18 protein-coding genes are annotated in these 20,338 nt (G+C 71.5%); 6 read left to right on the top strand and 12 right to left on the bottom strand.

What is annotated here, in order from left to right; translation table 11 throughout:
- The coding region (locus tag VFC33_19210) for an MBL fold metallo-hydrolase (protein ID HZR15374.1) at positions 1-106 on the top strand (106 nt) is incomplete at its 5' end.
- Between the two features lie 18 nt (positions 107-124).
- Here VFC33_19210 and VFC33_19205 read toward each other — a convergent pair.
- Positions 125-1,555, bottom strand: coding sequence for a glucosaminidase domain-containing protein (locus VFC33_19205; protein HZR15373.1), 1,431 nt, complete (start codon positions 1,553-1,555; stop codon positions 125-127).
- Positions 1,556-1,768: 213 nt separating this feature from the next.
- Between VFC33_19205 and VFC33_19200 the strand changes: the two genes are divergently transcribed.
- On the top strand, positions 1,769-2,101 hold the full coding sequence (locus VFC33_19200) for a hypothetical protein (GenBank protein ID HZR15372.1): 333 nt from the start codon (positions 1,769-1,771) through the stop codon (positions 2,099-2,101).
- A gap of 109 nt (positions 2,102-2,210) precedes the next feature.
- The gene (locus VFC33_19195) at positions 2,211-3,026 is read left to right on the top strand and encodes a tape measure protein (GenBank protein HZR15371.1); all 816 of its coding nucleotides are present in this window, start codon (positions 2,211-2,213) and stop codon (positions 3,024-3,026) included.
- 69 nt (positions 3,027-3,095) lie between these two features.
- On the opposite strand, the gene VFC33_19190 is transcribed toward VFC33_19195, so the two are convergent.
- From VFC33_19190 to VFC33_19175, 4 genes are all read right to left on the bottom strand, one after another.
- Positions 3,096-4,730, bottom strand: coding sequence for a hypothetical protein (locus tag VFC33_19190; GenBank protein ID HZR15370.1), 1,635 nt, complete (start codon positions 4,728-4,730; stop codon positions 3,096-3,098).
- 56 nt (positions 4,731-4,786) lie between these two features.
- Positions 4,787-6,031: an Ig-like domain-containing protein gene (locus tag VFC33_19185; protein ID HZR15369.1), complete on the bottom strand. Its 1,245-nt coding sequence runs from the start codon at positions 6,029-6,031 to the stop codon at positions 4,787-4,789.
- A gap of 126 nt (positions 6,032-6,157) precedes the next feature.
- Complete coding sequence (locus tag VFC33_19180) at positions 6,158-7,030, bottom strand: C40 family peptidase (GenBank protein ID HZR15368.1); 873 nt, start codon at positions 7,028-7,030, stop codon at positions 6,158-6,160.
- Between the two features lie 62 nt (positions 7,031-7,092).
- Positions 7,093-8,622, bottom strand: coding sequence for a sulfatase-like hydrolase/transferase (locus VFC33_19175; GenBank protein ID HZR15367.1), 1,530 nt, complete (start codon positions 8,620-8,622; stop codon positions 7,093-7,095).
- Between the two features lie 77 nt (positions 8,623-8,699).
- Between VFC33_19175 and VFC33_19170 the strand changes: the two genes are divergently transcribed.
- Entirely contained in the window at positions 8,700-9,305 is a 606-nt protein-coding gene (locus VFC33_19170) for a TetR/AcrR family transcriptional regulator (protein HZR15366.1), read from the top strand.
- Positions 9,305-10,225: a haloalkane dehalogenase gene (locus VFC33_19165; GenBank protein ID HZR15365.1), complete on the top strand. Its 921-nt coding sequence runs from the start codon at positions 9,305-9,307 to the stop codon at positions 10,223-10,225. The genes VFC33_19170 and VFC33_19165 overlap by 1 nt, the downstream gene beginning before the upstream one ends.
- A 102-nt stretch (positions 10,226-10,327) precedes the next feature.
- Here the strand turns inward: VFC33_19165 and VFC33_19160 are convergent, their stop codons facing one another.
- Positions 10,328-11,419 (bottom strand): ferritin-like domain-containing protein, encoded by a 1,092-nt coding sequence (locus VFC33_19160; GenBank protein HZR15364.1) that lies wholly within the window; start codon positions 11,417-11,419, stop codon positions 10,328-10,330.
- An 85-nt stretch (positions 11,420-11,504) separates the two neighbouring features.
- Between VFC33_19160 and pyk the strand changes: the two genes are divergently transcribed.
- Positions 11,505-12,914, top strand: a complete 1,410-nt coding sequence (gene pyk / locus VFC33_19155) for a pyruvate kinase (protein HZR15363.1) — start codon at positions 11,505-11,507, stop codon at positions 12,912-12,914.
- A gap of 70 nt (positions 12,915-12,984) precedes the next feature.
- Here the strand turns inward: pyk and VFC33_19150 are convergent, their stop codons facing one another.
- The 6 genes from VFC33_19150 to VFC33_19125 all read right to left on the bottom strand — a co-directional run bounded on the left by VFC33_19150 (position 12,985) and on the right by VFC33_19125 (position 20,331).
- Entirely contained in the window at positions 12,985-14,010 is a 1,026-nt protein-coding gene (locus VFC33_19150) for a M24 family metallopeptidase (protein HZR15362.1), read from the bottom strand.
- A complete protein-coding gene (locus VFC33_19145; GenBank protein ID HZR15361.1) occupies positions 14,007-15,209 on the bottom strand; it encodes a Xaa-Pro peptidase family protein in 1,203 nt (400 codons plus the stop codon). Before VFC33_19145 ends, VFC33_19150 begins: the two co-directional genes overlap by 4 nt.
- Positions 15,206-16,411, bottom strand: coding sequence for an amidohydrolase family protein (locus VFC33_19140; GenBank protein ID HZR15360.1), 1,206 nt, complete (start codon positions 16,409-16,411; stop codon positions 15,206-15,208). Before VFC33_19140 ends, VFC33_19145 begins: the two co-directional genes overlap by 4 nt.
- 142 nt (positions 16,412-16,553) lie before the next feature.
- A complete protein-coding gene (lysS, locus tag VFC33_19135; protein ID HZR15359.1) occupies positions 16,554-18,044 on the bottom strand; it encodes a lysine--tRNA ligase in 1,491 nt (496 codons plus the stop codon).
- Positions 18,045-18,113: 69 nt separating this feature from the next.
- Positions 18,114-20,051, bottom strand: a complete 1,938-nt coding sequence (locus VFC33_19130) for a primary-amine oxidase (protein ID HZR15358.1) — start codon at positions 20,049-20,051, stop codon at positions 18,114-18,116.
- Between the two features lie 40 nt (positions 20,052-20,091).
- Positions 20,092-20,331 (bottom strand): hypothetical protein, encoded by a 240-nt coding sequence (locus VFC33_19125; GenBank protein HZR15357.1) that lies wholly within the window; start codon positions 20,329-20,331, stop codon positions 20,092-20,094.
- Between the last annotated feature and the right edge of the window lie 7 nt (positions 20,332-20,338).

The raw sequence follows: 20,338 nt of genomic DNA, 5'->3' as shown, positions 1-20,338 counted from the left end.
GCTCACGCTCCCGGACGAGACCGTCGTGCACACCGGCCACGGTGACGACACGACGATCGGCGCCGAGGCACCCCACCTCGACGAGTGGATCGCGCGCGGCAACTGACGCCGTGTGCGCGCGCCGTCACTCCGTGGCCGCGTACCCGTCGCTGCGGAGCGAGACGTAGCCGACGCCCTGGACCACGGTCAGCCCGCGCCAGCGGTCGGCCCTGACGTACCCGCTCGCCATCGCGATCCGCAGCGACCCGGTCGCGTGGACACCGCCCCAGCCGTCCAGGACCGCGAGGCCGGAACCGTCCGCCTGGACGAATAGCGACCGAGCGATGTCCCACCCGTGCCAGTACGGCAACGCGAACGGGCGCGCCGTCCCGGAGACGTGGAGGCCGCCCCACCCGTCGAGCACGTACACGCCGGTGGAGTGGATGCCGTCGGCGGACGACAGCGCGACCACACGGCCGATGTCCCATCCGGGCCAGTACGTCGACGGCGCGGGGAGCGAAGCTGCCGTCCCGGACGTGTGGAGCCCGCCCCACGCATCCAGCACGACGATCCCGCGACCGTCGCGGGTGATCGCGACCGAACGCGCGATGTCCCAGTTCGGCCAGTACGCGTTCGGGACGGGGATCGACACCGCGTCACCGAACTCGTGCACGGCGCCGAACCCGTCGAGCACCACGTACCCGCCGCCGTCGGGCGTCACGGCGATGTCGCGCGCGATCTCGAAGCTGAACGCCGGCGATCCGTAGTCCGGTGCACCGCCGAACGCGCTCACGTGACCGTCGCCGTTCAGCACGTAGTAGCCGCCGCGCGGGTTCGCCGCCACCGCACGGCCGGGCTGGCGCAGCGCGAGCGGGCAGCCGACCGCGAAGAACGGGCTGCCGACGCCGAGCGCGTCAGGCGGACAGGCGCTCGGCAGACCGGCGAAGAGCAGCATCCGGTTGTAGAGCCCGAGCACCTTCGTCGCGTACGTCGGGTCCATCGCCCAGTTGCCGTTGCCCATCTGGCTCCACGTGGGCGCGACGCCGCGCTTGAAGAACGTGTTGTAACCGGTGGGGCCGAGCGGGTCGACGAGCGGGAAGTGGAGCTGCTGCCACGTCACGGTCGGGTCCGCGTAGAGCCGCAAGTGCTGGATCTGCGCGCGCACGCCGAGCTGCGCCGTCGGCGCCTGGAACACGGTGCACCCGCCGCACGCGTTCATGCCGGCGAAGTTGTTGTACCAGGGCCGGACCATCCCGTAGTCCGGGAAGTCGAACCAGCCCGTCTCGACGATCGACTGCGCGAACGCGACGTCGCCGCGCACGTTCTCCGCGTTCCCCTCGTCGACGTAGTACTGCGCGAGGACGTCGATCGGCACCGTCGCGCGATACGCGGAGCTCGTGTTCGCGCGGAAGAACGCGGCGAGCTGCGCGGCGGTCAGTCTCGACGTTCCCATCACCGGCTGGCCGCTCGTGTCGACCGCTCCCGCGGGCGTGCTGCCCGCGACGACGGGGACGACGAGCGCGGCGGCGAGCGCGAGAGCAGCGACGAGCGACGGGAGGCAGCGGCGCAGACGCATGATCAGCCGGGGATATCGACCCGTTCGCGAGGTGCCTTGAGCGGGCCGCGACGAGCGCGCGGACGCTACTCAGCAGGCGACATCGGAACAATGGTGCATTCTTCCAGCGCGCACCGGGACCCGTCTGCGCCGCGGTGTGGCGGGCCATCGACGAAACGTGTCGGGCGCTCGGGTACGCTGACATGCGCACGCCAGGAAGTGGAGGGGCCGGCGATGAAGGTCGCGATCAAGCACGCCCGTTGGATGGTGGCGGTGGCCGCCGCGCTGTTCGTGCTCGCGCTGCCAACGGTCGCGTGGGCCGCGAGCGCGACGCAGACGACTTGCTACCCGAACTGCCAGCCGCCCGCGAGCGTGCTCGGCGAGACGACCACGCCGACGACGGCTGGCGCGACGACGGCCGTCGAGGGCGCGCAGGCCTCGAACGGCTCGTCGCTGCCGTTCACCGGTGCCGACATCGCCGGTCTCACGGCGATCGGCGTCGTCGCGATCGGCGTGGGCTACGCGATGCACCGCCGGGCCCGCACCCGCACCCGCATCCAGGGCTGACGGCCGCGCGGGCGCCGGCCGGCCTGGCCGACTCCTCGCCCGCACTTCACACGGTCCTCACAAGGGTGCCGTTGACTGAGCGTCGACACGCCCCCTTCAGGAGGACACGATGAAGAAGACCCTCGTCGCACTCGTCGTCGCAGCCGTCGTGCTCGGCGGCGTCGGGGTGGCCTGGTCGGCGACCTCGGGCGGCGGCACGTCGTCCGGGCCGGCCGCGACCCCCGACGCTGTGACCGCGGCCGCCGCGACCGCCACCGGCGCGCACCCCGCCCTGCGGCGCATGCTCGCCGCGCTCGCCGTCAAGACCGCGGCGGACACGATCCACGTCGACCGCAAGACCCTCGTGCAGGAGCTTCGCTCCGGGAAGTCGATCGCGGACGTCGCGAACGAGCACAACGTCTCGCCCGACACCGTGAGCAAGGCCATCGTCGACGCCGCGACCAACCGGCTCTCGAGCCTCCAGTCGAGCGGCAAGCTCACCGCCGACCAGGTCCAGAAGATCGAGCAGCGACTCCCCCAGGCCGTCGACAAGCTCGTCAACCACAAGGGCACGGCGAAGGGCACGGCGCGCGCACGGTTGCGCCAGCAGGTGCTGAAGGGCGCGCTGCAGACCGCGGCGGACACGATCCACATCGACCGCGCGACCCTCGTGCAGGAGCTGCGGTCCGGGAAGTCGATCGCGGACGTCGCGAACGAGCACAACGTCTCGCCCGACACGGTGAGCAAGGCCATCGTCGACGCCGCGACGAAGCAGCTCTCGAGCCTCCAGTCGAGCGGCAAGCTCACCGCGGACCAGGTCCAGAAGATCGAGCAGCGACTCCCCCAGGCCGTCGACAAGCTCGTCAACCGGACACGCGGTCAGCACGCGCCCGCGACGACGAACGGCACCGGCGGCGACGCGCAGCAGTCGAGCATCGCAGCCTGAACCGGACGCGCCACCCCTGGCGCGCGGAGACGAAGGAGCGGCCGGTACCCCCGCCGGCCGCTCCTTCTGTCAGTCGTCGTGAACGTGCCGATGGTGCGACGGGTGGTCGTTCCCGTGACACCAGGAACCCGACGGCACGTCGTCGCAGACGTCGTCCATCGTCCGCTCGCGCGGCAACGGCATCAGCTGCACGACCGTCTGGCGCGGGTAGTGCATCCCCGGCGTGTCGGCACAGGGCCCGAACACCTGCGTGTCGCAGATGACCTGCGCGGCGAGCGGGCTCGACAGGTCGGCGCCCTGGTTCGCGACGCCGCACGTCGCGTGGGTCGTCTGCAGGTTCGCCGGCGCGCTCGACACGACCCCCGAACGATCGCGGTTGTCGTGCCAGCAGTTGCCCGGGGTGTGGAGCCCGCTCACGTCCCCGAGGTCACCGTTGGTCACGTTGCCGAAACCGCCGTTGCTCGCGAAGTCGTTGTGGGCGACCTCGTTGCCCCAGTCGTCGAAGTAGCAGAGCCCCGGCGACTGCTGCGTCCCGCCCTGGCAGTGCGCGATCGGAGGCGGCGTCTCCGTGTCGGGATACGGGACGAGCAGCACGCCCCACGCGCCGTTGCGCTCGATGCGGTTGCCCGTGATCGTGTCGAAGCGGCCGCCGGCGACGACGATCCCCGTGCCGACGGGTCCGAGCTCCGCGGTCCCCGAGCCGGGGACGTTCGGGTTGTCGTTGTCGTGGATCCAGTTGTCGCGGAAGAACGTGCACGAGCGCGCGCCGGACGTTCCCGGGCACGAGCCGTCCTGCGGCGGCGGCGCGTCGTCGTTGTTCTGGCTGTTCGTCGAGATGCCGGTCTTGTTGTGGTCCCACTCCGAGTCCTCGAGCACGAGGTGACCGCCGGAGTTCGTCCCCGAGTACCCGAGCGCCGAGTTCTGTGCGTGCGCGTCGGTGACGACCGCGTTGCAGTCGGGACAGGCGCCGATGTAGTAGCTCGCGTCGGCCATGTTGCTCGCGTACGTGTGCGCGATGAGGCCCGGCCCGCGTGAGTTGCTCGCGAAGATCCCGTACTCGCCCGCGGGCGCGTTGGCGCCGCCGTAGTAGGTGCTCGTCGCGGACAGGTACGCGCCGCGGTACGAGCCGAGGTGCACCGAGCCGCTGCCGTCTCCGCCGTTGAACCACACCTGGTTGCCGCCGCCGCCCGCGCCGGTCAGGAAGTTGCACACGGTCATGTTCTCGACGGTCACGCCGTCGGCCTCGTAGACCTCGACGCCGTTGCGCCCGAGCGGCCGGCTGTCGGGTCCCGGCGGCCCCGGGTCCTGCGCGGCCGGTGAGGCGTCGCACGGCGCCGAGCCGGGCTTCGTACCGTCGACGATCACGCGGTTGCGATCGAGGCCGCGCAGGTGGATGTCGGGTGTGCGGATCATCACGCCCGCGCCCGACACGTCGGGCGCGACGAGATGGCCGGTGTAGTCGCCCCGCTCGTGGTAGTCGCCGGGCGCGACGAGGATCCAGTCTCCCGGCCGGGCGGCGTCGACCGCGGCCTGGATCGACGTGTACTGCCCTTGCCTGCGGTGCCACGTACCGACCTGGAGCGTGCGCGGTTTTGCGTCGTGCGCGTTCGCGTTCGCGTCGTGTGCCGACGCGACGCTCGCGGGAACGACCGCCGTCGCGAGCGCGCCGAGCGCAACGAGCACCGCGCGCATCCATCTCGTCATGCGTGCCTCCCCCCGGCCGCGCCCGGACCGGCGCAGCGTACGACGCGGGGCGGGGATCAGCGAATGACGGTCGACGGGTTGGGTCCGGGCGTGTGCGGGAGCGCGCTGCCCGCGACCCACTGCGCCCACGTCATGTTCCAGTCCTTCATCGCGGTGTCGGTCGTGTCGGGCGGGCGGCCCGTGCCCACGACGTTCACGATGTCGCCGCGCTGGCTGAAGTTGAAGAAGTTGGCGGCGGCGTCGGGCGCGAGGTTCACGCAACCGTGCGAGACGTTCGTGTGCCCCTGCTCGCTCACGGACCACGGCGCCGCGTGCACGTACTCGCCGTGATCGCTGATCGCCACGTCCTGGAACACGGTCTCGTAGTAGCCGTCGGGCGAGTTGCGCGGGATCCCGTTCGTCGCGGAGTCCATGACCACGCTCGGCTGCTTGTTGAGCACGATGTGGATCCCGCTCATGGTCGGGTACTTCTCGCGGCCGAGGCTCGCCGGGTAGGACGCGATCTGCTGGCCGTTGTCGTAGACCGTGAACGTGTGCGCGTTCGCGTCCGCGATGCTCACGTGCGCGTCACCGATGTGGAAGTGCACGCTGTGAAGGTCGCTGCCCCACACGCCGTTGCCGGCGTCGACGCCGCTCATGTCGGCGATGACGGCGACATCGGTGTTCGCGGGCCAGTACGTCGCCGGCCGGAAGTCGACCTCCTTGTCGCCGAACCAGTGCCACGCACCCGTGATGGGCTTCGACGCCTGCACGACGAGGTGCTGCTCGACGGCGGCCTTGTCCGCGACCGACTGGTGGAACTTGACGATCACCGGCATCCCGACGCCGACGGTGTCGTTGTCGCCCGGCGTCATGGTCCACGACAGGTTCGCGCTCGGCGTCAACGTGGTGAACGCCGACTGCACGTCACGCTGGCGACCGTGGTCGTCGACGACGCGCACGTCGATCTGGTAGCGCGTCGACGGCTCGAGCGACGGTGCTCCCGCGTACCACAGGGAGCCGTCGGCGACGGTCATGCCCGCGACGGTGACGCCCGCGGGATCACGCAGCTGCGCACCGAGGATGCGCGCGTGATCGACCTGCACCTGCACGCGCTGCGACAGCGCGACGCCCGTCGCGCCGTCGGGCGGCGTGAACGTCACGGCGGCAGGAGCGGACGACGTGACGCGCTTCGCCGTCGCACTCTGCGCGTGCTCGCTCGACGACGAGGGCGCGAGCCGCCACGTGGCCGCGCCGATGCCACCGAGCACCGCGAGCGTGAGGACGACGATGCCGCCTCTCCGTGCCTGTCGCTTCGTCATACGTGGGGGGAATCCGTATCGCGGCGCCGCGTCGTGAACCCTGCATGATCGCCGCGGAAGGTCGGCGTGGCAAGCCGCCTACCCACCGCGCGGACAGGGCAGTCCTGCCGCGTCGGCCGCGCGTAGCTACCCGGACGGGATCCGCACGCGACCCGTACGCATCGCGTCGCGGCCGTTCACCGACGCGATGCGCACGACGTCGCCGGTGTGCGGCGCGTGCACCATGAGGTGACCGCCGAGGTACAACCCGACGTGGCCGAGGTCGTCCCCGAAGAAGACGAGGTCGCCGGGGCGGAGGTCGTTCGAGCGGATGCGCTCGGTTTGTCCGTACTGGGTGGCGGCGAAGTGTGCCAGGTGCGCGCCTTGCGTGGCCCATGCGGCCATGGTCAGCCCCGAGCAGTCGTACGCGTCGGGACCGGCTGCCGCGAAGACGTACGGCTTGCCTGCCTGCGCGAGCGCGAACGCGACGACGTCGAGATCCGCGTCGGGCGCCGCGTCCCACGCCGCCCGCAACCGCGGAGCGTCGACGTGCTCGCGTCGTCTGACCTCGCCGACCACGGCGTCCTCGGCCGCGGTCGCGCGCTGCGTGGCATCGATCAACGCCGCACCGCGCAGTGCCACACCGGTCGCGGCCTGATCGCGAGCGGCCAGCGCGGCGTCTCGCGCGTCGAACAGCGCCCTCGACCCGACGCTGCCGTCACGGGGGTCGAGTCGGCGCGTCGGACCGCCCGCGGCGACGGTCGCGTCGACCGTGTCGTACGCCGCCTGCGCCGTGGCGAGGGTGGCCTGGGCGGCACCGAGTCCGAGGCGGTCGAGCGTCACCGCGGCTCGCGCGTCCTGCCAGGAGCGCGCCAGGGCGGCCAGGGCATCGCTGTGCGGTCCCGCCGCGGCCGCGCCGGCAGGCGCGGCAACGAGGCCGACGACGGCGGTGACGAGCAGCACGACGAGGAGGGCGGCCTGGGCGCGGGCGCGCGCGAGGACGGCGCAGGAATCGGACATGTGCCGCGGATCGTACGCTCATCGCGGCGAGACGACCACAGTTCGTGGTCGAAATGAGCCGATCAGCCCACGATGCCGACCTTCGGCTCGTGGTGGACCGGACGAGCCGTCAGCTCGGCGAGCCGGGCGAGGAGGTCCTCGCGCACCGCCTTGCACGCGGGGTCGGCCCACCGGTTCACGAGCTCGCCGGGGTCGTCCTCGAGGTCGTACAGCACGCCTCCGTCGGCGACGTCGAGGTTGTTCGTGAGCTTGTGCCGGCGCGTCGTGATCGTCCGCAACGACGTCTTGAAGACGATGTCGAAGTCGTCCTCGGTCAACACGGCGTCGCGCGCGGACGTGTCGTGCAGGGGGCGACCCTCCATGTGGTCGGGCACGGGCACGCCGACCGCTCGGAGCGCGGTCGCCGCGAGGTCGATCGTGCCGACCGGGTCGTCGCGCACCGCGCCCGGGTCGAAGCCGGGCCCCCGCGCGATCAACGGGACGCGCAGCAGGTCGTCGTAGTGCAACGGCCCCTTGAACATCATCTGGTGGTGCCCGAGGAACTCGCCGTGGTCGGTCGTCATGATCACGAGCGTGTCGTCGGCCATGCCGCGCTCGTCGAGCACCGCGAGGACACGGCCGATCTGGTGGTCGATCTGGGTGACCATGCCGTAGTAGCCCGCGGTCATCAGCGCGAGCTCCTCACGCGAGTAGTTCGCACCGCCGGGATTGGCGAAGTCGAACAGCGAGCCCGCGCCGCCGCCGGTCGTCCAGAAGCGGTGCAAGGGCGGCTTCGCGTCGAACTCGTCGGGGTGCGGCTCGGGGAGCACCTCGAGCACGTCCTCGGGCGCGTACTCGTCGCACCACGGCTCGGGCGCGTCCATCGGATGGTGCGGGTCGGTGAAGCTCACCCACGCGAAGAACGGACCGTCGACGTCGCGCAGCCACTCGATCGCGCGCTCGGCGATCCAGGTCGTCGGGTGATCCTCCTCGTCGAGGCGGTTCCGCCACGTCTGCGTCCGGTCCCAAGCCCGGCCCGCGGCCTCGGGCTGCATGGCGGCGAGACGCGCGCGCCCCTTGTCGGCCCCGTCGCGGAACAGGAAGCGCCCGTAGTGCAGACCCATGGGGGCGGGGCCGAAGCACCAGTTCCAGTTGCCCTGCAGCGGCGCCATCCGGAGGTTGTGCCCGAACAGGACGAGCTCGACGTGCTCGAAGCCGAAGTACGGCCCCGTCCACCCGTCGGGCATGGTCATCGAGCCCTCGACCGACTCGAGCCGCCCGGTCGGCACGAACGGGAACACGGACGCGAAGTGCGCCTTGCCGAACAGCGCGGTCCGCATGCCCGCGCTCGCGAGGTGCGTCGCGACCGACGCGTCGACGGCGCGCTCCGGCAGATCGATGCCGTTGCACGTCACCCCGTGCGTCGACGGGTAGGTCCCGGTGAGGATCGTGGCGCGCGCCGGCTGGCAGAACGGGTTCTGGGTGCGCGCGGCGTCGAAGCGGGTCCCGGCCGCGGCCAGCGCGTCGATGTTCGGCGTCCGGCAGACCGGGTTGCCGTACGCGCCGATCGAGTCGGCGCGCTGCTGATCCGTCGTGAGGAGCAGGACGTTCATGCGGGCCTCCCGCGCGTCGTCGTGTCGCCCAGGGAAACCTATTGCAGAGGGTCTGAAAAATCCATAGCCTCTCGTACGTGACGGTGGAGATCCCGGTCGACGGGCGTGCGGCGCGCTCGGCGCGGACCCGGGCCGCCGTCGTCGACGCGCTGCTCACGCTGCTCGAGGAGGGTGAGCTGCGACCCACCGTCGGCCGCATCGCGGAGCGCGCCGGCATCTCGGCCCGCTCCGTGTACGTGCACTTCGACGACCTCGACGACCTCTTCGCCGCCGCCGCGCACCGGCAGACCGAGCGGTTCGGCTCGCTCGTGGAGGACGTCCCGGCCGGCGCGCCGCTCGCGGACCGGGTCGACGCGTTCGTCCGGTCGCGCGCGCGTGTGCTCGAGGCGATCGCGCCCGTTCGCCGCGCCGCGTTGCTCCACGAACCGTTCCTGCCCGCGCTCGCGCGGTTGCTCGACGCAGCGCGCGGGCACGAGCGGCGCGAGGTCGAGCATGCGTTCGCGCCCGAGCTCGCCACGTTGAAGGCGGACACACGGCGTCGCGTGTGCGCCGCACTCGACGTGGCGACGGGCTGGCCCGCGTGGGAGACGTTGCGGACGCATCACGGCCTGTCGCCGGCCGTCGCGCGCCGCACGATGACCGAGACGGTCCACGCGATCGTGAACAGACGGAGGGACTCCTGATGGACGTGCTGCGCACACCCGACGACCGCTTCCGCAACCTGCCCGACTGGCCCTACGAGCCGCGCTACGTCGACGTCGCCCGCGACGCCGGTGCGCCCGGCGGCGAGACGCTGCGCGTGCACTACGTCGACGAGGGACCGCGAGACGCGCCGCCGGTGCTCCTGCTGCACGGTGAGCCGTCGTGGAGCTACCTGTACCGCACGATGATCCCCGTCATCACGGATGCCGGGTTGCGCGCGGTCGCGATCGACCAGGTCGGCTTCGGCCGCTCCGACAAGCCTGCGAAGCGGACCGACTACACCTACCAGCGCCACGTCGACTGGATGCGCGCGGCCGTCGACGCGATCGACCTGCGGGACGCGACGTTCGTCGGCCAGGACTGGGGCGGGCTGATCGGTCTCCGGATCGTCGCGGCCGAGCCGGACCGGTTCGCGCGCGTCGTCGCCGCGAACACGTTCCTGCCGACCGGCGACCGCCATCCCGGTGACGCGTTCCTCGCGTGGCAGCGCTACTCGCAGGAGACGCCGGACTTCCACGTCGGCGGGATCGTGAAGGGGGGCTGCACGTCGAAGCTGTCCGACGCGGTCGTCGCGGCGTACGACGCGCCGTTCCCGGACGACTCCTACAAGGAGGGAGCCCGCCAGTTCCCGATGCTGGTGCCGACGTCACCCGACGACCCGGCCGCCGAGCCGAACCGCGAGGCGTGGAAGGTCTTCGAGGCGTGGGAGAAGCCGTTCCTCACCGCGTTCAGCGACCAGGACGCGATCACGCGCGGCGGCGAGAAGGTGTTCCAGTCGGTCGTTCCGGGGGCCCGCGGGCGCGCGCACCCGACGATCACGGGCGGCGGGCACTTCCTCCAGGAGGACAAGGGCGAGGAGCTCGCCCGCGTCGTCGTCGACTTCGTCCGATCCACGAGCTGAGACGGCCACCCGGTCGCGCCGTTGGTACACAAGTCGCGCCTATGACCGCGACTTGTGTACCAACGCGGCGGTAGGTGAGGCGCGCGTTCTACCCGCGCGCGCTCACGCGGTCTCGAGCTGCATGCGCTCGTACTCCGCGCCGGTGTCCTCCCAGTCCTCGAATTGCAGGACGCCGAGCTCGCCGAAGCGCGCCCGCAGCCAACCGTCGCCGGCGTCGAGGAGCCCGAGCTTCTTCAGGTTCGGGACGATCTTCGAGAACAGCAGCTTGCGGAACTCCCGCTGCATCTCGGAGTGCAGCATGACATCGCAGCACTCGCGGACGGGCAGCCCGGCCCACTCCCACACCTCCTGCGTGAGGAAGCGGTCGCGCATCTTCACGGCGGCCTCGTAGCAGAACTCCTGGCGCTCGCGGATCTCGGCGCCGCTGAGCTCGCGATACGCCTCCTGGAGCGACAGCACGCCGAACGCGACGTGGCGGGCCTCGTCGGCCATGACGTAGCGCGTGATCTGCTTGAGCAGCGGGTCGGGCGACGTCTGGTACTGGAAGCCGAACGCGGCGAGCGCGAGCCCTTCGATCATGATCTGCATGCCGAGGTACGTCATGTCCCAGCGCGGGTCGGACACGACGTCGTCGAGCAGCGCGCGCAGGTGCAGGTTGATCGGGAACTCGTGCGCGAGCTTGGTCTTCAGGTAGCGCGCGTACACCTCGACGTGGCGCGCCTCGTCCATCACCTGGGTCGCCGCGTAGTACTTGGCGTCGATCCACGGCACCTGCTCGACGATCTTCGCCGTGCAGATGAGCGCGCCCTGCTCGCCGTGCATGAACTGCGACAGCGTCCAGGCCTGGGCGGCGGCACCGAGGTCGTACCACTCGTCCTCGGTGAGCTTCTCGAACGGTGTCCCCACGCGGTCGATCACCATCGTCGTGTTCATCGGGTTGTTCGGGTCGCGTGCGATCTTCCACGGGTCGACGTCGATGTCCCAGTCGATGTCCGTCGCGACGTTCCACATGGACGTCTTTGCCTTCTCGTACAGCTTCACGAGGGCGGGACGGCTCTGCTCGTAGTTCCACGTGAACAAGGTGTCGCCGACCGACCGCACCGCGTGGATCGCGTCGCGCTTGTCGGCATCGGAGATCGTCTCGGCGAGCTCGTCGAGCGTGCCCGACCGGAGGTCGTCGTCGTGCGCGTCCATGCCTGCTCCTCACGCCGCGGGTGAACCTCGATCGATTGTCCCACTCATCCACCGGTCGCGCCGGGCCACGGTGGACGATGGGTGCATGCGCCGCACCCGCATCGTGGCCACGCTCGGTCCCGCGACGCGCGATCCGGCGACCGTGCGCGGCGTGGTCGAGGCGGGTGCGGACGTCGTCCGTCTGAACGCGGCGCACGACCGGCCCGACGTCCACGTCGCGACGGCGGCGACCGCGCGTGAGCAGGCCGGCACGGTCGGCGTGACCGTCGGCGTGCTCGTCGACCTGCCGGGACCGAAGATGCGCACGGGTGCGGTCGTCGACGGCGAGGTCGAGCTCGAACCGGGAGCGATCTTCGTGCTCGGCCCGACGGAAGGCCCGGGCGACGCCGGCCGGGTCGCGACGACGATCCCCGAGCTCGCGTCGTTCGTCGGACCCGGCGACGACATCTACCTGGCCGACGGCGCGATCGCGCTCCACGTCACGCGCGTCGACGGCGACGACGTCGTGACCGACGTCGTGCGCGGCGGCGCCCTGCGGTCCCGCAAGGGCATGTTCGTGCCCGGTGCCGAGCGGCGCGTCCCGCCGTTCACGGCAGCCGACGAGGCCGCGCTCGACATGGCGGCCGCGATCGGCGCCGACTTCGTCGGCCTGTCGTTCGTCCGATCGGCGGACGACGTCGCCGCGATGCGCCGTCGTGTCAGTGCGCATCCGCGGCCCCCGCAGCTCGTCGCGAAGATCGAGACGCGCGCGGCGCTCGGCGACCTCACCGCGATCGTCGCCGCGGCCGACGCGGTGATGGTGGCGCGCGGTGACCTCGGGATCCAGGTCGACCTGGCGCGCGTCGCGTTGCTGCAGAAGGAGATCATCCAGGTGTGCAACCTGTCGGGGACGCCCGTCATCACCGCGACGCAGATGCTCGAGTCGATGACGGACGCGCCGCTGCCGACGCGTGCCGAGGTGACGGACGTCGCGAACGCGGTGCTCGACGGGACGGACGCGCTGATGCTGTCGGAGGAGACCGCGGTCGGCGCGTATCCCGTCCAGACGGTCACGACGATGGCACGCGTCGCGGTGGCGGCCGAGGCGTGGCCCCGTGCGCGCGCGACACCGGCCGGCGCGCTCGGCGGTGACGACGCGACGGGATGGGCGGTCGCGCACGCGGCGATCGCGGCGGCCGAGGACCTGGGCGTCGCCGCGATCCTCAGCCCGACCCGTACGGGAGCGACGCCACGCCGGCTGGCCGCGTTCCGGCCGCGGGTGCCGATCGTCGCGCTGTCACCCTCCGAGCACGTGCTCGCCGGTCTCGGCGTGACGTGGGGCGTGCAGGCGTGCCGGGGCAGCGAGAGCGGCGACACGGACGACGTCGTCGAGCGCGCGATCGACGACGCGCGCGCCGCCGGGCTCGTGCAGCAGGGGCGGCTCGTCGCGGTCGTCGCCGGCTCACCCGGGAGCGGTGCCGGCACGACCGACCTCGTCCGCGTGGTGCGCGCCTGACCCCCGGAACCTTCATGCGTCGTTCAGCGTCGTAGAGCGACAACGAGCGACGCATGAACGGGGTGACGGGTCAGGACGCCGCGTCGGCCAGGGGGCCGTACGGGAACGTCGTGAGCCGTTCGTAACCGGTCTCGGTGACGAGCAGCGTGTCCTCCACGTGGACGCCCGCGTGACGGATCGAGACCGCGACGACGATGCCGGGCGCGAGCGTGACGTCGTCGTCGAGCAGCTCGTCGCCCGTCCCGACGCCACGGATCTCGACGCCGTCGCCGCATTGGAGATCGCCCACGCGCGTGCCCGGACGTACGAGCGGGACGATCCGGTCGCGCTGGTTCGTCCACGCCCGCCACGCGTCCCGCGGCGCGTCGCCGGGCTCGCCGCACACCCACGTCCGCGCGAGCCGTCCCTCCCAGCCGTGCGCGAGCACGCCGACGGTCGCGTCGACGAGGTCGCCGGCGGCGACCGTGCGGGCCGTCGCGAACGCGCGCGCCGAGCCGTCGACCACCACGGAGAACACCGGGTCGAACGCGGGTGTCGTCACGCCCTGCTCGGACGACGCCTCGACGAACGCGCCGACGAGGTCGCGCTCGCGGACGCCGGGACGCAGCGAACCGAGCGCGCACGACAGCGCATGCTCGGCGACCGCGACCGCGTCGCGGATCGCGACGACGTCGTCCGCGGTCTTGAAGCGGCGCACCCGCGCGACGAGGTCGGAGCCGTCGACGAGCCGGGCGTCCGGCAGCGCGTCGCGCAGCAGCCCGTCGAACCCGGGGGTGAGCGAGTCGACAGCAATGCGGTGCGCGTCGGCGACGCCCGGGATCGCGGTCAGCGCGCGCACGATGTTCCCCGGGCTCCAGCTCATCGGGAACAGGCGGTCACGCGGAAGCGGGACCAGATCGTCCGTCCCGCTGAGGAGGTGCACCGCGCCCGTCGAGCGGACGACGACGCACCCGGGCCCGAACGGCCGCGTGCCCGCGAGCCACAGCCGCGTCGCGCCCGAGACGTACCGCGCGTTCGCCTCGCGTCCGAGCACGAGGACGTCCACGTCGTCGCGCGCCATCTCGTCGAGGCACCGCTGCAGGTGCTCGTTCGTCATGATGTCTCGAACGGCCAGTAGTGGTAGTGGGTCAGGGGCTCGCAGCCGTCGTCGGTGACGGCGAGGATCTCCTCGGCGCGAAATCCGCCGTGGCCGTCCTCCCACGCGATCGGCTCGAGCACCACGATCATCCCGGCCGCGAGCACCAACGTCTCGTCGAAGTCGAGGCCGAGGTCCGTCCCGACGAGCGGCATCTCGGCGCTGTCGGTGCCGATGCCGTGACCGAGGTACAGGTGCGCGGGCCACGGGCGGCGTCCGTACACCTCGCCGGCTGCGCGCACGAGATCTGCGGCGGACGCGCCGGGCCGCACGACGTCGCTGACGCGCGTGATCACCTCGCGCCAACGCGCGAACTGGTCGCGCTGCCGGGCGGTCGGCTCCTGCCCCACGATCCACGTCCGGCCGAAGTCCGACGCGTAGCCGTGGTAGTTGATGCCGGTGTCGACCCACACGACGTCGCCACGCTGCAGCACGACGTCGCGCGTGACCGTCGGGAAGACGAGGTCGCCGGTCGCGCTGTACGGACCGTCGTCGATCGAGTGCGGCATGAGCTGGAAGATCGGGTCCACCGTGTTCGCGGTCGCGCCGAGCTCGAAGATCCGGCGGAGGAACCGGCCGCTCAGCTCCGTCGCGTGAACGCCGGGCTGCACGAGCGGCTCGACGTCGCGCATGGCCGCCTCGTTGAGCAGCTCGGCGGTGCGGATGAGCGCGATCTCGTCGGCCGTCTTCACGATCTTCGCCGCGCTCGTCACGGCCGTGGCGTCGAGCACCTCGCGCCCGTCGAGCGCGCGCAGCAGCGGCATCGTGTACTCGTCGAGCGCGACGCGACCACGTGGCCAACGCACGACGAGCTCGGCCGCGCCCGCGTCGGTCTCGACGAGGAGGCCGTCGTGCACGTGGTCAACGGGCAGGTCGCCAGGCACACCGTCAGGGAACGACGTGTAGAGGTGCGGCGACGCGTCGCCGGCCTCGACGATCGCGACCATGCGACGGTGCGCGGCGAGCGACGAGTCGGCCGCCGGCGCGCGCGCACCCGTGGCGTACACGACGTTGGACTGGCCGAGGAGCACGAGCGAGTCGACGCCGTTTGCCTGCATCGCGCCGCGCAGCTTGGCGACGCGATCGTGGTGCAGGCGCGCGAAGTCGACGGGCGGCGCGTCGAAGTCGATCGCGGCGGTCCCGGTCTCGCGCGTGCTCACAGCGGCAGACGGTAGGCGTCGACGGCGTTCCGCCCGAGGATGCGCGCCTGCTCGTCGTCGGTGAGCTCGGCGATCGCCTCCTCGACCTCCTTCGCGACCCCGGGGTGGTACTCGGGGTGCGGATAGTCCGACGCCCACAGCACGCGGTCCGCCCCGAGCCACCGCGCGCACGCGGCGAGGTTCCACTCCTCGGCCTCGAAGCCCGCGTAGCACTGGCGCTTGAAGTACTCGCTCGGCAGGAGGCTGAGCCACCGCTTCTCGAGCGGGAACGCCTTCACCTGCTCGTCCATGCGCTCGAGCTGGGTCGGGATCCACCCGCCACCCGCCTCGAGGAAGAGGAAGCGCAAGCGCGGGAACCGCTCGCACACCCCGCCCATGAGCAGGCGACCCATCGTCACCACCATGTCGACGGTGTTGCCGACGGCCTGGCCGAGCCCCGATCCGCCGTGCAGCTCGTCCACCGACGAGTTCGTGACCATCATGTTCTCGCTGTCGGCGACGAGGCCGAACTTGCGGCACGCGCCGGGCGTGTCGACGTGCACGCCGGGGTGCAGCGCGACCGGGACGTCGAGCTCCTGCGCGGCCGCCCAGAACGGGTCGTACACCGGGTGGCTCAACGGCAACTCGTCGACGTACGCAGACGGGCGGATGAACGCGCCGCGCAACCCGAGGTCGTCCACCGCGCGCTGCAACTCGGCGACCGCGCGGTCGACGTCCTGCAGTGGGACGGCCGCCATCGCGAACAGGCGCGTCGGCGCGGCCGAGCAGTACTCGGCGACCCAGTCGTTGTACGCGCGGATGCAGTCCGCCACGAAGTCGATGTCGCGCAACGCGGGGATCGGGTCGAGCGGGCCGAAGAACATCGCCTGGCTGGGGTACAGCACCGCGACGTCGATGCCGTCGCGATCCATGTCGGCGAGGCGCGCGTGCGGGTCGTAGCCGCCGGGGACGCGCAGGCTCGCGAGCAGGTCGTAGAACTGCTGCGGCGTGATGCCCGCGCCCGCGGCCAGCCGATCCTGCAGCTCCCGGCCGCCGGCGCGCACGACGCCCCCCGTGTACGTGATCTCGTAGCAGCCGTCCTCGACGCCCTTGCGCGGGATCCAGTCGCCCCACCGCGACGCGTCCATCCGCTGCGTCCACAGGTCGTCGGGCTCCATCGTGTGGCCGTCGGCGTCGATCACGAGCGGCTTCGTCATCGCCATCGCCGGACCCCCTGACTGACGTGCGCGTCAGGGATCTTCGCACGCCCGGTGCGCGCCGCCAACCCCTCCCGGAGCGGCGCGTTGGTACACAACTCGCGGTCCTGAGCGCGACTTGTGTACCAACCGGGCGGGGGAGGGCGGCTCAGGTACGGGGCTCGGGACGCAGGGTCGGGAAGAGGATGACCTCGCGGATGGACGTCACGCCGGCGAGCAGCATGACGAGACGGTCGATCCCGATGCCGAGCCCGCCGGTGGGCGGCATGCCGTACTCGAGCGCGCGCACGTAGTCCTCGTCGACGCCGCCCGCCTCCTCGTCGCCCGCGGCGCGCCGCCGGGCCTGCTCCTCGAAGCGGCGTCGCTGGTCGACGGGGTCGTTCAGCTCGCTGAACGCGTTGGCGAGCTCGCGTCCGGCGACGACGGCCTCGAAGCGCTCGACGAGCAGGGGGTCGTCCCGGTGGACGCGCGCGAGCGGGGACACCTCGAGCGGATGGTCGGTGACGATGACCGGCTCGACGATCTCGGGCTCGACGCGCTCGTCGTAGATCTCGACGACGAGCCGACCCGATCCCCAGGCCGGGTCGTACCCGAGACCGAGCCGCTCGAGCGTGACGCGCAGCTCGTCGACGGGCTGCGACGGGTGGACGCGCACGCCCGCGTGCTTCTCGATCAGGTCCAGCATCGCGACGCGCGGCCACGGGGGCGCGAGGTCGACGTCGCGCCCCGCGAGCGGGACGACGGTCGTGCCGAGCGCGGCGCGCGCCGCCGACGCGACGAGCTCCTCGGTCAGCGTCATCATCTCGCGGTAGTCGACGAACGCCTCGTAGAGCTCGAGCATCGTGAACTCGGGGTTGTGGCTGGTGTCGACGCCCTCGTTGCGGAACACGCGCCCGATCTCGAACACCTTCTCGAGCCCGCCGACGATCAGCCGCTTGAGGTGCAGCTCGAGCGCGACGCGCAGGAACAGGTCGAGGTCGAGCGCGTTGTGGTGCGCGACGAACGGGCGCGCGTTCGCACCGCCGGCCTCCAGCTGCAGGACGGGCCCCTCGACCTCGACGTACCCGCGCTCGGTCAGGAACCGCCGGATCTCGGTGATCGCCGCGCTGCGGATCGCGAAGACACGCCGCGCGTCCTCGTTGACGACGAGGTCGACGTAGCGCTGGCGGAAGCGCGTGTCGACGTCCGTGAGCCCGTGCCACTTGTCGGGCAACGGGCGCACGGCCTTGGCGAGCAGCACGAACGACTCGACCTTGACCGACAGCTCGCCCTTCTTCGTCGTCATCACCGTGCCGTGGACGCCGACCCAGTCGCCGAGGTCGAGGCGGTCGAACGCCTCGTGTGCCTCCTCGCCGATCACGGCGCGCGACACGAACAGCTGCACCGACCCGTCGCGGTCGCGGATCGTCGCGAACGTCAGCTTCCCCTGCCGACGCAGCAGCATGATCCGGCCGGCGACGCGGACCTCGACGCCGGTCTCCTCACCGGGCCCGAGCCCGCCGAACTCGTCGCGCAGCTGTGCGAGCGTGCGGTCACGGTCGAAGCGCACCGGGTACGGATCGACGCCGCGCGCGCGCAGGTCGTCGACGTCGGCCTGACGGCGCGCGCGCTCGTCGTCGGGTGTTGACGGGTCGGGCATCGCGCTCACGTTAGAAGATGCGGCACTGACGTACGCCTTCCGTATGTCAGTGCCGCATCTTTCGCAGGGTCAGTGGGCGCAGTGCTCCTGCGGCGCGACGTCCAGGCTCGGGTTGCGGTCGAAGAAGCCGACCGGCACGAGCGTGAAGCCCGCGTACTCCACGGGCATCACCGGCCAGTCCTCGGGGCGCGGCACGTGGGTGACGCCGAACGTGTACCAGACGACGACGTCGGTGTCCTCGAGGGGTCGGTCGCGCGCCGTCCATTCCGGGAGGCCCGCGCCGCCTGCGTGCTGGTTGGGGTACTCGCCGGCGGCGCGCATCTCGTCGCGCGCGTACGGCGTCACCCACAGGTTCTTGGTCGCGAACGTCGCGCGACGCGAGATGCTCGAGTCGGGTGACGCGAGCAAGGTCGGCGTGGAACCCGGGATGAGCTTGTAGCCGACGGGCTGGCCGAGCCGGTTCGTGCGGTGCGGGTTGACGATCTTCCACGTGCGGCTGCGCCCGGGGTCGACGACCCGCTGCGCGTCCGACTCACGCGCGAGCAGCGTCGGCTTCGTGACGAACGAGTTCGCGAGCGGGTTGTCCGAACCCGTCGGCAGCGGCTCGACGTCGACCTCGTACACCGAGTTGGTCGTGCCGTCGACGTCGAAGTCGAGACGGAAGTTGAACAGGTGCTGGTGGTTCGGCGCGGCGAGACCGGGCGCGACCATCTCCGCGCAGCGCAACCCGTCGCCGTTCGCGCCCGGGTCGACGGCCATCGTCTGCATGATCCCGGTGAGCTTCGCCTCGTGCTGGATCATGCCGTCCTCGTACAGGTACCAGTAGAACCCGTACTCGTAGTTGCCGACCGTGTGGATCGAGCTGACGACCAGCCGGCGGCGGCGGCGCACCTCGACGTTGCCGGTGTGCATGTCGACGTGCTTCCACAGGATCCCGTAGTCCTCCTCGTGGAGACAGATCGCCTTCTCCACGACGTACGGGTCACCGGTCTCGGTCGCCATCACGGCGTCGAAGTACCGGATGACACCGAGGCAGTCGCACCCGAGCGCGAGCGAGTTCACCATCCGGCCGAGGCCCCACTCCCCCGCGTCGAACGCGTTCTTCCACGCGTGCATCGGGCTCGGGTGGCCGTACGGCACGACCATCTCGCTCAGCGCGGCGCGGTGCAGGATCGGCCGGACACGGCCGCCGTCCTCGTAGCCGACGGTGTGCAGGACGAGACCGTGCATCGGGTGCATCGACACGCGGAAGCTCCACCGCTGCCACCGCACCTCGTGGCCCTCCACCGTGAAGCTCGGCCCCTCGGGCTGCGTGATCTCGAGCGGCTTGCGATCCGTGCGCAACGGGGCGCCGAGACTCTCGGCGTCGTAGTTCGAGCACTCGTGCGGGATCGGCGTGATCCCGAAGTCCTCGACCTGCACCACCTCGTGCCCATGGAAGTCGTAGTAGACGAGCACGCCCTCGATCGGGTGCGCGTAGCCGTTGTCGGCGTCGCCGTGGCGCACGTAGGACACGACGCGGGTCAGCCGGCGGCCGTCCTCGACGTCGACGCCGAACCGCCCGGCGGGCCACGGGTCGAGCTGGACGTGGTCGAAGTCGGTGATGCCGCGGCGGCGCATCGCCTCCTGCCAGCGCGCGTCCTCCTTGACCGCGAGGATCGCCTCGAGACAGTCCTCGAACAGCAGCGCGGGCTGCACGTCGGGGACGTCGACGAACGAGACGACGTCACGCGCGGTCAACGACACGACGGCCTCCGAGACGACACCGGTGGCGCGGTCGATGACGATCGCGTCCGCGCACCGGTCGACCTCCGTGCCCGACGACTCGAAGGCTGCGAGCGCGTCCTTGTCGGGCTCGTGCAGCGCGACGTACGAGAACCTCGCCGTGTCGGGCAGCGAACGCTTCTCGCGCAGGAGCTCCACCGCCGACGAGATCTCCTCGGCGCTCAACGGCTCCAGCGGATGCGTCACGACCGTCTCCGACGCGGGAACCTCGACCGAAGCCATCCCAACCTCCGTTGTCCGTGCGGACCCGTCCCCGGGTGAATCAGCCGCGCTCGTCGCGCTCGTCGGTCGCGCCGCGCGCGCCGCTGAACGTCTCGAAGATCAGCATGACCGAGTAGACGAAGCCGATCGCGCCGACGACCTTCGCCGCCGGTGACGACAGCCCGTGCAGCGCGTGGATGCCCAGGACGTCGACGACGAACCCGATGATGCGACCGGCGAACAGCGCGGCGACGAGGATCGCGAGCGCGAGAGCGAGCCGCCGCTCGCGGAACCAGGGCACGCGCTGC

This window comes from Acidimicrobiia bacterium, from assembly GCA_035651955.1.
Lineage (GTDB): Bacteria > Actinomycetota > Acidimicrobiia > IMCC26256 > JAMXLJ01 > JAMXLJ01.
This window is presented reverse-complemented; position numbering and strand designations above follow the sequence as displayed.